The organism is Nocardia sp. NPDC057668 (genome assembly GCF_042799795.1).
In the GTDB taxonomy this organism is placed as follows: Bacteria; Actinomycetota; Actinomycetes; order Mycobacteriales; family Mycobacteriaceae; genus Nocardia.
Genome location: NZ_JBHVIC010000002.1, coordinates 1133917 through 1146914, shown reverse-complemented (window position 1 = coordinate 1146914; position 12998 = coordinate 1133917). Strand labels below are relative to the sequence as shown.

Here is a 12998-nt window from a genome sequence, read left to right as displayed (position 1 = left end):
CACTGTTGGTTCCGTCCCACTACGGTGGTGTTCATTGGGGGGTTGGTGGTCACACGCTAGGTTCTTTGGCGTGGGGTCGGACGCGGCACTGGGAGATGAAATGAGCGCATCGGCTGTGAGTGATGAGAGCACGGTGGTGGCGGGGGTGGATCTCGTCGATCCCGAGCTCGCGGCGACGGTGAAGAAGGGCCTCGAAGATGTCGAGGACCTGCTGATCACAGAGCTGTCCGACGGCGAGGACTTCCTCCAGGAGGCCGCGCTGCACCTGGCCCGGGCCGGCGGCAAGCGTTTCCGGCCGCTGTTCACCATCCTCACCGGTCAGCTGGGCCCCAACCCCGCCAGCCCGGATCTGATCACGGCGGGCACGGTCGTCGAACTCGTGCACCTGGCCACCCTCTACCACGACGACGTCATGGACGAGGCCCCCATGCGCCGCGGAGCGCCCAGCGTGAACTCCCGCTGGGGCAACAGCGTCGCCATCCTGGCCGGGGACTACCTGTTCGCGCACGCCTCGCGCCTGGTCTCCACGCTCGGCCCGGACGCGGTGCGCATCATCGCCGAGACCTTCGCCGAACTGGTCACCGGCCAGATGCGGGAGACCATCGGCGCCAAGCAGTCCCAGGATCCGGTCGAGCACTACCTGCGCGTGGTGTGGGAGAAGACCGGATCGCTGATCGCGGCCTCGGGCCGGTTCGGCGGCACCTTCTCCGGCGCGGACCTCGACCACGTGGAGCGCCTGGCCCGGCTGGGTGACGCGGTCGGCACCGCCTTCCAGATCTCGGACGACATCATCGACATCTCCTCGGTGTCCGAGCAGTCCGGCAAGACCCCGGGCACCGATCTGCGCGAGGGCGTGCACACCCTGCCCGTGCTCTACGCCCTGCGCGACGAGGGCAGCGAGGGCGACCGCCTGCGCAAACTGCTGGCACGCCCGCTGGAGACCGACGCCGAGGTGGACGAGGCCCTGGACCTGCTGTCCCGCTCGCGCGGCATGGTGCTGGCCAAGGAGAAGCTGCAGGGCTACGCCGACATCGCGCACGCCGAACTGTCGGCGCTGCCCGGCGGCCCCGCCAACGAGGCCCTCGAGCGCCTGGTCCGTTACACGATCGAGCGGGTCGGCTGACGGGGGAACTCCGTCCCGGCTTGTATCGTTGACCTGGTGTAATACGGCGAAACGGGGGTTCGGACGCGCGGAGAGGCGGCTATGCACGGTCACGGTGTTGCGAATGGCGTGAAGACGTTCGGCTTGCTGGTGGGCATGTCCGCCCTGATCGTTTTCGCGGGCGCGATGTTCCGCAATCCGACGATTCTGTGGCTGTCGGTGGCGCTGGCGATCGGCATGAACGCCTACGCCTACTTCAACAGCGACAAATTGGCGCTCAAGGCCATGCACGCGCAACCGGTGAGCGAACTCGAAGCGCCGGTCATGTATCGCATCGTGCGCGAATTGGCCACGGCGGCAAGGCAACCCATGCCGCGGCTGTACATCAGCCCGACCAATGCCCCCAATGCCTTCGCCACCGGCCGCAATCCCCGGCACGCCGCGGTCTGCTGCACCACCGGAATTCTGCAGATTCTGGACGAACGCGAATTGCGCGCGGTGCTGGGGCACGAACTCTCGCACGTGTACAACCGCGACATTCTCATCTCGTCGGTGGCGGGCACACTGGCCGCGGTCATTTCGGGTCTGGCCAATCTCGCGTTCTTCGCGAACGCGTTCGGCGGTAATCGCAATGGCGGCTCGAATGTCATTGGCGTACTGCTGGTCTCGTTACTCGGGCCGATCGCGGCGACGCTGATCAAACTCGCCGTGTCGCGATCACGCGAATATCAGGCCGATGCCGACGGCGCCGCCCTCACCGGTGACCCGCTGGCGCTGGCCTCGGCGCTGCGCAAGCTCGAACGGGGCGTCGAGGCGGCCCCGCTGCCCGCCGAACCGCAGCTCACCGCCCAGTCGCACCTGATGATCGCCAACCCGTTCCGCGCCGGCGACCGCATGGCGCGCTGGTTCTCCACCCACCCGCCGATGGCCGAGCGCATCGAACGCCTCGAGGAGATGGCGGGCGGCCCGGACGCCGCGCGCGGCCCCCGCGAATACTGACGAGAAAGGGTCCGCGAGCAGGTGCCCGCGGACCCCGGTAAACCCCGGTCGACGCCTTTCTACCGGTAGTTCACGAATTGCAGGGCGACCTCGAAATCGCTGTTCTTCAGCAGCGAGATGATCGCCTGCAGATCGTCGCGGCTCTTGCTGCTGACGCGCAGTTCCTCGCCCTGAATCTGTGCCTTGGCGCCCTTGGGGCCTTCGTCACGGATCTTCTTGGCGATCTTCTTGGCGTTCTCGGTGCTGATGCCCTGCACCAGGGTGCCTGTGATTTTGTACACCTTGCCCGAGGCCTGCGGATCACCCGCGTCGAACGCCTTCATGGAGATGTCGCGGCGAATCAGCTTCTCCTTGAACACATCCAGGGCCGCCTTGACGCGGTCCTCGGAGTCCGCGGTGAGGATGATCTTCTCCTCGCCCGACCATTCGATGCTCGCGTTGACTCCGCGGAAGTCGTACCGCGTGGCCAGCTCCTTGGCCGCGATGTTCAACGCGTTGTCCACCTCCTGACGGTCGATCTTGCTGACAACATCGAACGACGAATCGGCCACGCCTGTGCTCCTGTCCGAGATCGGAAATTGTGGGACTTGCTCGCCGAAGGTAGTCCGTCCGACACCGCGCTAGCCAGCCGGTTTGCATTCGGGGCGGGGGTTCGATGTATTCTCGTCACCGCGCTGCAAGGCGTAACCCAAGGCAGATTGCCCGAGCGGCCAATGGGAGCGGACTGTAAATCCGTCGGCTAACGCCTACGTAGGTTCGAATCCTACATCTGCCACACCGAAACCCCTGTGGACCAACCGGTTCGCAGGGGTTTCGTGCATTTCCGGGCACGGCCGCGCCGGGTGCGATCCGCCCCGCTGCGGTCCGGAGCCGGCGCGCGGGGCGAACGCCGGAGCCCGTGCGCCGCACCCGCATCGGATCCTCACCCCGGACATCCCCGAAAACAGCTCGAAAACCACCTCTGACCACACGGTTTGTGGTCTACCCGAAGTGTTGTGTAATCTCGTTCAAGTCTTCAGCGCCCCGGCGAAAAGCCGGAGCCGAGCAGACATGCCCCCTTAGCTCAGTCGGCAGAGCGTTTCCATGGTAAGGAAAAGGTCAACGGTTCGATTCCGTTAGGGGGCTCGCCGGATTGCCGGTGGTGACCGACTCGGCATCCAGTTCGATGGACCGGGCTGAGTCTTCCGCCGCGAATCCTCGCATGGCGGTGTAGCTCAGTTGGTAGAGCAAACGACTCATAATCGTTGTGTCGCCGGTTCAAGTCCGGCCATCGCTACCCATACTGATAAACGGAAAGAGGGCGCATCGTGGCCGCGAAGTCCACTGATATCCGGCCGAAGATCACCTTGGCCTGTGAGCAGTGCAAGCACCGCAACTACATCACCAAGAAGAACCGGCGTAACGACCCGGATCGTCTGGAACTCAAGAAGTTCTGCCCGAACTGCGGTACCCACCGGGCCCACCGCGAGTCTCGCTAACTTAACCCCGCGCGTTCTACCGCGTGGAAGAAGTGCCGGATCGGCTGGCCACTTCGTCCCCCATACAAAGGGACAGTGGCACTCGGTCCGGCACTTGGTGTATATACCGGTGGTTCAGCGCTCCGCCCGATCCCTCGCGGGATCAGATAGGGACTTCCTGCCGTGACGATTGACACCGAGGTCGACATGACCGAAATCAGCGAGGCCTTCGACCCCGCGACGCACGCCGCCTCCATGGTCGGCCACCACTATCGCGTGGAGGACTACTACGAGGTCGGCCGCGAGAAGGTGCGTGAGTACGCCCGCGCCGTGCAGGACTACCACCCCGTGCACTGGGACGAGGACGCCGCCCGTGAGCACGGGTACGACGGCCTGGTGGCCCCGCTCAGCTTCATCTCCCTGGTGGGAATCCTGGCCCAGCGCAAGCTCTTCGAGCAGATCGTCACGGGCTACGACCTGAGCCAGATCATGCAGACCGATCAGATCCTGGAGTTCCACCGGCCCATCAAGGCCGGCGACCAGCTGACCTGCATCGTCTACCTGCACTCGTTCCGGCAGGCGTTCGGCGGCGACATCATCGTCACCAAGAACGACGTCGTGGCGCAGAACGACGAACTGGTGCTCACCACCTACACCACCCTCATCGGCCGCAGCGGCGGTGACATCGATCCCAATATCGGTGACGCCGTGCGCAACGTGCTCATGCACGGCGTCGGCCCCGACGAGGATTCCGTCGCCGCGCAGGCGCCCGCCGAGATCACCGCGCGGCCCGAGGCCTTCGTCGCCACCGGCAAGGTGGTGCCGGGCAAGCACGCGCTGCGCTTCGAGGACATCGCCGTCGGCGACGTGCTCCCCACCCGCGTCGTGCGCCTGACCCGCGGCGATCTGGTGAACTACGCCGGCGTCTCCGGCGACGCCAATCCGATCCACTGGAGCGACGACGTCGTGAAGATGGTCGGCCTGGAAAACGTTGTCGCGCACGGCATGCTGACCATGGGCCTGGGTGGCGGCTTCGTCACCTCGTGGCTGCGCGACCCGGGTGCGGTCAAGGAATACAACGTGCGCTTCACCAGCCCGGTGTACGTGCCCGCCGACCGCGCCGCGGAGATCGAATACACCGGCAAGGTCAAGTCGGTGGATCCGGAAACCCGCACCGCCGTGGTGGCCATCGTCGCCAAGTCCGAGGGCCGCAAGATCTTCGGCCGCGCCACCGCAACGGTGCAGCTCGGCTGATACTCCGCCGCTGACCCCCGATTGGCGATTGCTGCGTTGGGTAACGTAGACTCGGGAATCTGGGGTCACCAGCCGATGCGCGCTGCTCCGAGGAGCGGCGCGTATGTTGTGTGAAAGCCCGGAAAGTACAAATCAATAAGTACTGTGGTGGGACAGGTGAAGTTCAGCGATGGACTTCGGTTCCGCCGAAGGGGCGTAGCTCAATTGGCAGAGCAGCGGTCTCCAAAACCGCAGGTTGCAGGTTCAAGTCCTGTCGCCCCTGCCCTAGTGCCAAGCTGACGAGAGAGGATCGACGTGAGCGACGAGCGGGATACTCGCCACGAAGATGGCGATGACACCGCCGCGGTGGCTCGTCCGAGCGGAAAGCGTTCCGCCCGGCGGACTCGGACCGCGACGTCGTCAACGGCATCGGTCGCGACTATCGATCGGCCTTCGGCCAAGACCACCAAGGATTCCGGCAAAGCCGGTGGCGGTGCGGGCAATCCGTTCAAGCGTCTGGTGAAGTTCCTGCGGGAAGTCATCTCCGAACTGCGCAAGGTCATTTGGCCGAACCGCAAGCAGATGGTCACCTATACGAGCGTTGTTCTGGTGTTCGTGGTCTTCATGGTCGCGTTCATCAGCGGGTTGGATCTGGCGTTCATCAAGGGTGTCAACTGGCTGTTCGGCTAGCTCGACCGTCGGCGCTGGAAACCTGGCCCTCGAGCAGAGGCGAGGACAGGCCATCCGCCGGGGCCTGTGCATTTTCACCTGACCCCGGCGCGCACAGGATTACGTGACGACAAGGAAGCGAGTGCCCCAGTGAGCACCCCGGAGAACGGCACAACCGACGAATTCCAGGTCGACGATGTGGTGGAGGAGACCATCACCGACGTCGTGGAATCCGACGACCCCGCCGCCGACGCGGAGGAAGTCACTGAGCTGACCGCCGAAGAGCTGTCCGCCCCCGTCGATGCCGAGCCGGCCGATCCCGTCGCCGAGATGAAGGCCGCGCTGCGCCGCGCCCCCGGTGACTGGTACGTCATCCACTCCTACGCCGGTTACGAGAACAAGGTGAAGACCAATCTCGAGACCCGCGTGCAGAACCTCGGTCTCGAGGACTACATCTTCCAGGTCGAGGTGCCGACCGAAGAGGTCACCGAGATCAAGAACGGCCAGCGCAAGAACGTCAATCGCAAGGTGCTGCCGGGCTACATCCTGGTCCGCATGGAGCTGAACGACGAGTCCTGGGGCGCGGTCCGCAATACCCCCGGTGTGACCGGCTTCGTCGGCGCGACCTCGCGCCCGTCGCCGCTGTCCATCGACGACGTGGTGAAGTTCCTGGTCCCGGCCGCGCAGCAGAAGAAGGCCGCGGCCACCACCGCCGCCGCCACCGCGGGCGAGTCCGGCGAGACCCCGGTCATCAAGCCGACGATCGACGTCGACTTCGAGGTCGGCGAGTCCGTCACCGTCATGGACGGCCCGTTCGCCACGCTGCCCGCCAGCATCTCCGAGATCAACGCCGAGCAGCAGAAGCTCAAGGTGCTGGTGTCGATCTTCGGTCGCGAGACTCCGGTCGAACTGGCGTTCACCCAGGTCGCCAAGATCTAGTTGGCTCGGGGGCCGGTTCGGCCCCCGATAACACCTGCGACTAGACTTTCCGGGTTGCGTCTGGGGTCTGGCTGTCTTTCCACGGTCAGGCGTGCCCGGGCGCGATCCCGGAGCAGGCTTACGGGTTTTCCCGTAAGGCATGACCATGTGCAAGGGCAGAGGAATACCCCCGGGTGTCCACCTGCCCCTAAACCAAGGAATACGAGATGCCCCCGAAGAAGAAGAAGGTATCTGGGCTCATCAAGCTCCAGATCAAGGCCGGTGCTGCCAACCCGGCTCCGCCCGTCGGCCCCGCGCTGGGTCAGCACGGCGTCAACATCATGGAGTTCTGCAAGGCCTACAACGCGGCGACCGAGTCGCAGCGCGGCAACATCATCCCGGTCGAGATCACGGTCTACGAAGACCGCACGTTCGACTTCAAGCTGAAGACCCCGCCTGCTTCGCAGCTGCTGCTCAAGGCCGCCGGCGTGCAGAAGGGTTCGGCTGAGCCGCACCGCAACAAGGTCGCGCAGGTCACCATGGACCAGATCCGTGAGATCGCCAAGACCAAGGCCGAGGATCTGAACGCCAACGACATCGATCAGGCCGCCAAGATCATCGCCGGCACCGCTCGCTCGATGGGTATCACCGTCGCGGAGTAGGCGCTTGCGCTCACGCGCGAGGCAGCACTTTCCCGTGGGAGGGCCGGCCAGGCCCGACAACCACGTCTGAACTTTACGAACAGGACAGAACAACATGGCAAAACGAAGCAAGGCTTATCTCGAGGCGGCCGCCAAGGTCGACAAGTCGTCGCTGTACGCCCCGCTGGCCGCGGTGCGGCTCGCGAAGGAGACCGCCACCACCAAGACCGACGCCACCGTCGAGGTCGCCGTCCGTCTGGGTGTCGATCCCCGCAAGGCCGACCAGATGGTCCGCGGCACCGTCAACCTGCCGCACGGCACCGGTAAGACCGCCCGCGTCATCGTGTTCGCCGTCGGCGACAAGGCCGCCGAGGCCGAGGCCGCCGGTGCCGACGCCGTGGGCGCCGAGGACCTGATCGAGCGCATCCAGGGCGGCTGGCTGGACTTCGACGCCGCGATCGCCACCCCGGACCAGATGGCCAAGGTCGGTCGTATCGCTCGCGTGCTGGGCCCGCGTGGCCTGATGCCGAACCCGAAGACCGGCACCGTCACCCCCGATGTGACCAAGGCCGTTCAGGACATCAAGGGCGGCAAGATCAACTTCCGCGTCGACAAGCAGGCCAACCTGCACTTCGTCATCGGCAAGGCGTCCTTCGACGAGAAGAAGCTGGCCGAGAACTACGGCGCCGCTTTCGATGAGATCCTGCGCGTCAAGCCCTCCACCGCGAAGGGCCGCTACGTCAAGAAGGTGACGTTCTCGACGAACACCGGACCGGGCATCCCGGTGGATCCGAACCGCACCCGCAACTTCGCCGAAGAGGATTGAGTTTCTCTTCGCTGAAATCGCGTAGCACCGCGTGAAGCACGAAGGGCCGGTACAGGGAAACCTGTACCGGCCCTTCGGCGTTGGGCTCAGTGCGGCAGGATGCAGGCCGCGCTGCCCGAGTACACCGCGCACACCAGTCGCACCGCCAGCGAGGGGAGCGGGTTGACGAAGATGGTCGAGCCTGTCTGCAGGAGCGCGGATCCCGCGTCCAGTCCGGCGGATCCGGTGCTCGTGGGCGGCAGTTCGGGATCGGCGGTGGCGGGGGCTGCCGCGACGGCTGCGATACCGGCGGAAAGCGCCACCGCGGCAATGGTTTTCGTGAGCGTGCGGCTCATGGTGTGGACCTCCGGGGCGATGGGTGGGTTCGGTCAGTCGCCGCTGCCGCCGCCGCTACCGGTGATGCCGGTGCCGATGGCGTACAGGACCGCGCACAGCGGGCCCTTGGTCTCGTCGGCGCCGCACAGGACGGTGAAGAGCAGGCCGACCGGCCAGGCCGCGATGCCACGGGCGGATTCGGTGCTCGACCCGGAGTCCAGGGATCCGGAGTCGGCGATCGGGGCGGGGGAGACGGCGGGAGCGGCCAGGGCGGGAACGGCGGCGACGCCGCATAGTGCGGCGGAAATAGAAGCTGCGGCAAGGGTTTTGGCGAAAATGCGCGTCATCGGGAAACCTCCGTGAAGATGATTCGCCGATGATATGGCCTGCCGACCAGAAGTGAAGCACGTCACTTTCACTGGCTTGCGAACGCGAGATCGATGGTGACCCACGGGGTGTCGCGTCGCCGGTGATCCGGCCCGTCCGACCCCCGTTTTGGTGGATGGATAGACATCCGCTATTCTGGTTCACGGTCACCGGCCAGTTCGGTGATCACCCAATCGTTCTACCGAAGACCGTTGGTTGCTGCCCCCGGGCAGTCGAAGGTCCAGCGTTACTGCTGGCGGCCCACGCAGGGAGAGCCGAGGTTGGGAAGCCGTACGGGTTCGCCCGCAACGAGTTTCTTTCACGCCCCGGGACCTCTGCGTCCGCGGGGCGTTTGCTTTATCGCTGGCCCCTGGCGGTTGTTGGTAGTTCATATACGAACCGACCATCCAGAGAGGAGGCGAAGTATGGCAAACACCGAGAAGGTCACCGCGGTCGCGGAGATCACGGAGCAGTTCAAGAGCTCCACTGCCACCGTTGTCACGGAATACCGTGGACTGTCGGTCAGCAAGATCACGCAGCTGCGTCGTGCACTGGGCGCGGACGCCACCTACTCCGTCGCCAAGAACACCCTGGTCAAGCGTGCGGCCGCCGAGGCGGGCGTCGAAGGCCTGGATGACTTGTTCGTCGGTCCGACCGCCATCACCTTCATCAAGGGTGAGCCGGTCGAAGCCGCGAAGGCGCTCAAGGCTTTCGCCAAGGACAACAAGGCGCTGATCATCAAGGGCGGCTACATGGACGGCGTCGCGCTGTCCGTGGCCGAAGTTGAGCGGATCGCCGACCTGGAGTCCCGCGAGGTCCTGCTGGCCAAGCTGGCCGGCGCCATGAAGGGCAACCTGTCCAAGGCTGCGGCGCTGTTCGCTGCCCCGGGCAACCAGGTCGCTCGTCTGCTCGCGGCCCTCGAGGAGAAGAAGGCGAACGAGGGTGGCGCTGCCGCTCCCGCCGCCGAAGAAGCTCCGGCCGCTGCCGAATAAGTCTCACCCACAAACCTTTTCGGCGTCGCTAACGCGGTGCTGAAACCATCGAAAGGAAACATCAATGGCTAACGTTGACGAGCTGCTCGAAACCTTCGGTTCCATGACCCTGCTCGAGCTCTCCGAGTTCGTCAAGGCGTTCGAGACCAAGTTCGAGGTCACCGCCGCTGCCCCCGTCGCCGTCGCCGCTGCCGCGGGCCCGGTTGCCGAGGCCGCCGAAGAGCAGGACGAGTTCGATGTCGTCATCGAGTCGGCCGGCGACAAGAAGATCCAGGTCATCAAGGTCGTTCGCGAGATCGTCTCCGGCCTGGGCCTGAAGGAAGCCAAGGACCTCGTCGAGGCCGCCCCGAAGGCGATCCTGGAGAAGGTCAACAAGGAGGCCGCCGAGGCCGCCAAGGCCAAGCTCGAAGAGGCCGGCGCGAAGATCTCCGTCAAGTAATTCTCGCCCCGCGAGATTTCACTTCGGAAAGAGCGGTACCCCACCCGGGGTGCCGCTCTTTTTGCTTCCCTCACAGGTTGTGATTGAGTCGTGATGGGGTTTACCGGCGTGTCAGGTCCTGGTGTCCGAGACGGGCGGTATGCGATACAGTGACCGGACCTACTGTGATGCGCCACACCGCGCAAAGACAATTCGTGTGCGCCGCAGTGGGGCGCTCGTCGGAGAAATTGTGGAGGTTGGCGTGGGCGTCGAGGTCAGGACCGAAGGCATCACCAAGTCGTTCGGTTCGCAACGAATTTGGCAGGATGTCAGTCTGACACTGCCCTCGGGGGAAGTCAGCGCGTTGCTCGGCCCCTCGGGTACCGGTAAGTCGGTCTTCCTGAAGTCCCTGATCGGCCTGCTGCGCCCGGAGCGCGGTTCCATCTACATCGATGGCGTCGATATCACCACCTGCTCCAACAAGGAGCTGTACGAGATCCGCAAGCTCTTCGGCGTCCTCTTCCAGGACGGCGCGCTCTTCGGCTCGATGAACCTCTTCGACAATGTGGCCTTCCCGCTGCGGGAGCACACCAAGAAGAGCGAATCCGAGATCAAGAAGATCGTCATGGAGAAGCTCGAGCTCACCGGTCTGCTGGGCGCGGAGGGCAAGCTCCCGGGCGAGATCTCCGGTGGTATGCGCAAGCGCGCCGGCCTGGCCCGCGCCCTCGTGCTCGACCCGCAGATCATCCTCGTCGACGAGCCGGACTCCGGCCTCGACCCGGTGCGCACCACCTACCTGTCGCAGCTGCTGATCGACATCAACGCGCAGATCGACGCGACGATTCTGATCGTCACGCACAACATCAACCTGGCTCGTATCGTGCCGGACAACATCGGCATGCTCTTCCGCCGCCAGCTCGTCATGTTCGGCCCGCGCGAGGTCCTGCTGACCTCCGAAGAGCCGGTCGTGAAGCAGTTCCTCAACGGCCGCATGATCGGCCCGATCGGCATGTCCGAGGAGAAGGACGAGTCGCAGATGGCCCGCGAGCAGGCCATGGTCGACGCCGGTCACCACGCCGGTGGCGCCGAAGAGGTCGAGGGCATCATCCCGCAGATGCGGGCGCAGCCGGGTATGCCCGTGCGTCAGGCCGTGGGCCGTCGCCGCGAGCGCGTGCGCCAGATTCTGCACACCCTGCCGCCCGCCGCGCAGGAGGCGATCCGTAACTCCCTGGAGGAGAACGGCGACCACGACACGCAGGTGATTCCCGCCTACCAGGGCTCGTACGACTCTACGGTTCGACACAACCTGACCAACGGGTAACATACGGCGCGTGAACCGAAATCTGACGCGACTACGCACTCCGGTTGAGTCAGGTCTCGCCCAGGCCGGCAACATCTTCGCACTCCTTCTGGATGTCATGCGCAAGACGTTTCGCCGGCCTTTCCAATGGCGGGAGTTCATCGAGCAGTCGTGGTTCATCGCGAGCGTCTCGATCCTCCCGGCGGCCCTGGTAGCCATTCCGTTCGGCGCGGTGGTGGCGCTGCAAACCGGCTCGCTCATCAAGCAGCTGGGCGCGGAAGCCTTCACCGGCGCGACGAGCGTGCTGGCAACGGTCCAGCAGGCGGCCCCGGTGGTGACCGCGTTGATCATCGCCGGCGCCGCGGGTTCGGCCGTGGCCGCCGATCTCGGCTCGCGAACCATTCGCGAGGAGATCGACGCCATGGAGGTGCTGGGCATCGATCCCATTCAGCGCCTGGTGGTTCCGCGCGTGCTCGGCATGATGCTGGTGGCGCTGCTGATGAACGGCCTGGTCGCTGTCGTCGGCATCTGCGGCGGCTACTTCTTCAACGTGGGTCTGCAGGGCGGCACGCCCGGCGCCTACCTCGCCTCGTTCTCGGCCCTGGCCCAGCTGCCCGATCTCTGGATCGGCGAGATCAAGGCGCTGATCTTCGGACTCGTGGCAGGCGTCATCGCCGCCTACAAGGGTCTGCATCCCAAAGGGGGACCGAAAGGAGTAGGTGACGCGGTGAACCAATCCGTGGTGATCACGTTCCTGGTGCTGTTCTTCCTGAACCTCATCCTCACCCTGATCTATCTTCAGGTCGTCCCCGCAAAGGGCGCGTGATCCATGGTTGTTTCACAGCGCTCCACCGTTCTCACCCGGTCGGCGCGCCGGGTCACCGGTGTGCTCAGAGCTCCGGTGGCCGTGGTCGATCGGGCCGGGGACCAGATGTCCTTCTACGCCCGCGCCATCGCCTGGATTCCGCGGACCGCGGTGCACTACCGCAAGGAGGTCATGCGGCTGCTGGCCGAGGTGACCTTCGGCTCGGGCGCGCTGGCGATCATCGGCGGCACCATCGGCGTCATCGTCTTCATGTCGGCCTCGGTCGGCGTCGTGGTGGGTCTGCAGGGCTTCAAGGCCCTGGACTCGCTCGGTTCGGGCGTGCTCACCGGCTTCCTGACCGGCTACATCAACACCCGTGAACTGGCGCCGCTGGTCGCGGCGCTCGCGCTCTCGGCAACGGTCGGTTGCGGTTTCACCGCGCAACTCGGGGCCATGCGCATCTCCGAGGAGATCGACGCCCTCGAGGTCATGGCGGTGCCGGGCGTGCCGTTCCTGGTGACCACGCGCGTGATCGCGGGCTTCCTGGCTGTCATCCCGCTGTACATCGTCGGCCTGCTGGGCACCTACGTCGCCTCGCGGCTGATATCGATCTACTTCAACGGGCAATCGAGCGGGTCCTACGACCACTACTTCAGTCTGTTCCTGCCACCCGAAGACGTGGTCTATTCGTTCCTGAAGGTGCTCGTCTTCGCCTTCGTCATCATCCTGGTGCACTGCTACTACGGCTTCAACGCGACCGGCGGTCCGGCGGGAGTCGGTGTGGCCGTTGGGCGCGCCGTGCGTGCCGCCATCGTTCTGATCAATATTCTGGACTTCTTCTTGAGCCTTGCTATTTGGGGAACGACGACGACGGTGCGGGTTGCCGGATGAGGGGTCAGGGGCCGGAGGCGGCAGCCTGCGTAACCACGCAGGCCCCCCGCTCATCCGAAAGGGATA

16 protein-coding genes and 4 tRNA genes are annotated in these 12998 nt (G+C 65.1%); 17 read left to right on the top strand and 3 right to left on the bottom strand.

The window, feature by feature from the left end:
* Window positions 1–100 precede the first annotated feature (100 nt).
* Complete coding sequence (locus ACFVBH_RS17740) at window positions 101–1123, top strand: polyprenyl synthetase family protein (RefSeq protein ID WP_354987574.1); 1023 nt, start codon at window positions 101–103, stop codon at window positions 1121–1123.
* 81 nt (window positions 1124–1204) lie between these two features.
* A complete protein-coding gene (gene htpX / locus ACFVBH_RS17735) occupies window positions 1205–2101 on the top strand; it encodes a zinc metalloprotease HtpX (RefSeq protein WP_354987573.1) in 897 nt (298 codons plus the stop codon).
* A 59-nt stretch (window positions 2102–2160) separates the two neighbouring features.
* On the opposite strand, the gene ACFVBH_RS17730 is transcribed toward htpX, so the two are convergent.
* Window positions 2161–2652, bottom strand: coding sequence for a YajQ family cyclic di-GMP-binding protein (locus ACFVBH_RS17730; protein WP_354987572.1), 492 nt, complete (start codon window positions 2650–2652; stop codon window positions 2161–2163).
* Window positions 2653–2793: 141 nt separating this feature from the next.
* Between ACFVBH_RS17730 and ACFVBH_RS17725 the strand changes: the two genes are divergently transcribed.
* From ACFVBH_RS17725 to rplA, 10 genes are all read left to right on the top strand, one after another.
* Window positions 2794–2876 (top strand) — tRNA-Tyr (locus ACFVBH_RS17725).
* Window positions 2877–3153: 277 nt separating this feature from the next.
* Window positions 3154–3226, top strand: a tRNA-Thr gene (locus ACFVBH_RS17720).
* 78 nt (window positions 3227–3304) lie between these two features.
* Window positions 3305–3377, top strand: a tRNA-Met gene (locus ACFVBH_RS17715).
* A 31-nt stretch (window positions 3378–3408) separates the two neighbouring features.
* Window positions 3409–3579 carry a 50S ribosomal protein L33 gene (gene rpmG / locus ACFVBH_RS17710; protein WP_029925945.1) on the top strand — a complete coding sequence of 57 codons (171 nt, stop codon included), beginning with the start codon at window positions 3409–3411 and terminating at the stop codon, window positions 3577–3579.
* Between the two features lie 186 nt (window positions 3580–3765).
* Window positions 3766–4812 (top strand): fused (3R)-hydroxyacyl-ACP dehydratase subunits HadA/HadB, encoded by a 1047-nt coding sequence (locus tag ACFVBH_RS17705; RefSeq protein ID WP_354987579.1) that lies wholly within the window; start codon window positions 3766–3768, stop codon window positions 4810–4812.
* 189 nt (window positions 4813–5001) lie between these two features.
* Window positions 5002–5074, top strand: a tRNA-Trp gene (locus tag ACFVBH_RS17700).
* Between the two features lie 32 nt (window positions 5075–5106).
* The gene (secE, locus tag ACFVBH_RS17695; protein ID WP_354987571.1) at window positions 5107–5481 is read left to right on the top strand and encodes a preprotein translocase subunit SecE; all 375 of its coding nucleotides are present in this window, start codon (window positions 5107–5109) and stop codon (window positions 5479–5481) included.
* A gap of 129 nt (window positions 5482–5610) precedes the next feature.
* A complete protein-coding gene (nusG, locus tag ACFVBH_RS17690) occupies window positions 5611–6399 on the top strand; it encodes a transcription termination/antitermination protein NusG (RefSeq protein ID WP_354987570.1) in 789 nt (262 codons plus the stop codon).
* 206 nt (window positions 6400–6605) lie between these two features.
* A complete protein-coding gene (gene rplK / locus ACFVBH_RS17685) occupies window positions 6606–7040 on the top strand; it encodes a 50S ribosomal protein L11 (protein WP_354987569.1) in 435 nt (144 codons plus the stop codon).
* A 94-nt stretch (window positions 7041–7134) separates the two neighbouring features.
* Entirely contained in the window at window positions 7135–7845 is a 711-nt protein-coding gene (gene rplA / locus ACFVBH_RS17680; protein ID WP_354987568.1) for a 50S ribosomal protein L1, read from the top strand.
* An 86-nt stretch (window positions 7846–7931) separates the two neighbouring features.
* Here the strand turns inward: rplA and ACFVBH_RS17675 are convergent, their stop codons facing one another.
* Together ACFVBH_RS17675 and ACFVBH_RS17670 are read right to left on the bottom strand one after the other, a co-directional pair.
* The gene (locus tag ACFVBH_RS17675; protein ID WP_379002524.1) at window positions 7932–8180 is read right to left on the bottom strand and encodes a hypothetical protein; all 249 of its coding nucleotides are present in this window, start codon (window positions 8178–8180) and stop codon (window positions 7932–7934) included.
* 33 nt (window positions 8181–8213) lie between these two features.
* Window positions 8214–8507, bottom strand: a complete 294-nt coding sequence (locus ACFVBH_RS17670; RefSeq protein ID WP_379002522.1) for a hypothetical protein — start codon at window positions 8505–8507, stop codon at window positions 8214–8216.
* Between the two features lie 444 nt (window positions 8508–8951).
* Here ACFVBH_RS17670 and rplJ point away from each other — a divergent pair, with 444 nt between their 5' ends.
* From rplJ to ACFVBH_RS17645, 5 genes are all read left to right on the top strand, one after another.
* Entirely contained in the window at window positions 8952–9518 is a 567-nt protein-coding gene (gene rplJ, locus ACFVBH_RS17665) for a 50S ribosomal protein L10 (protein ID WP_354987565.1), read from the top strand.
* 64 nt (window positions 9519–9582) lie between these two features.
* Window positions 9583–9957, top strand: coding sequence for a 50S ribosomal protein L7/L12 (gene rplL, locus ACFVBH_RS17660; protein ID WP_354987564.1), 375 nt, complete (start codon window positions 9583–9585; stop codon window positions 9955–9957).
* Between the two features lie 241 nt (window positions 9958–10198).
* Window positions 10199–11257 (top strand): ATP-binding cassette domain-containing protein, encoded by a 1059-nt coding sequence (locus ACFVBH_RS17655; RefSeq protein ID WP_354987563.1) that lies wholly within the window; start codon window positions 10199–10201, stop codon window positions 11255–11257.
* A gap of 97 nt (window positions 11258–11354) precedes the next feature.
* A complete protein-coding gene (locus ACFVBH_RS17650) occupies window positions 11355–12062 on the top strand; it encodes an ABC transporter permease (RefSeq protein WP_354987578.1) in 708 nt (235 codons plus the stop codon).
* 3 nt (window positions 12063–12065) lie between these two features.
* Window positions 12066–12932 (top strand): MlaE family ABC transporter permease, encoded by an 867-nt coding sequence (locus ACFVBH_RS17645; protein ID WP_379002519.1) that lies wholly within the window; start codon window positions 12066–12068, stop codon window positions 12930–12932.
* The last annotated feature ends 66 nt before the right edge of the window (window positions 12933–12998 follow it).

Bases quoted from the DNA above. Each gene is read 5' to 3' on its own strand.
- ACFVBH_RS17740 (WP_354987574.1), top strand. From the start codon at position 101: ATGAGCGCATCGGCTGTGAGTGATGAGAGCACGGTGGTGGCGGGGGTG.
- htpX (WP_354987573.1), top strand. From the start codon at position 1,205: ATGCACGGTCACGGTGTTGCGAATGGCGTGAAGACGTTCGGCTTGCTG.
- ACFVBH_RS17705 (WP_354987579.1), top strand. From the start codon at position 3,766: ATGACCGAAATCAGCGAGGCCTTCGACCCCGCGACGCACGCCGCCTCC.
- rplK (WP_354987569.1), top strand. From the start codon at position 6,606: ATGCCCCCGAAGAAGAAGAAGGTATCTGGGCTCATCAAGCTCCAGATC.
- rplA (WP_354987568.1), top strand. From the start codon at position 7,135: ATGGCAAAACGAAGCAAGGCTTATCTCGAGGCGGCCGCCAAGGTCGAC.
- ACFVBH_RS17675 (WP_379002524.1), bottom strand. From the start codon at position 8,180: ATGAGCCGCACGCTCACGAAAACCATTGCCGCGGTGGCGCTTTCCGCC.
- ACFVBH_RS17670 (WP_379002522.1), bottom strand. From the start codon at position 8,507: ATGACGCGCATTTTCGCCAAAACCCTTGCCGCAGCTTCTATTTCCGCC.
- rplJ (WP_354987565.1), top strand. From the start codon at position 8,952: ATGGCAAACACCGAGAAGGTCACCGCGGTCGCGGAGATCACGGAGCAG.
- rplL (WP_354987564.1), top strand. From the start codon at position 9,583: ATGGCTAACGTTGACGAGCTGCTCGAAACCTTCGGTTCCATGACCCTG.
- ACFVBH_RS17650 (WP_354987578.1), top strand. From the start codon at position 11,355: ATGCGCAAGACGTTTCGCCGGCCTTTCCAATGGCGGGAGTTCATCGAG.
- ACFVBH_RS17645 (WP_379002519.1), top strand. From the start codon at position 12,066: ATGGTTGTTTCACAGCGCTCCACCGTTCTCACCCGGTCGGCGCGCCGG.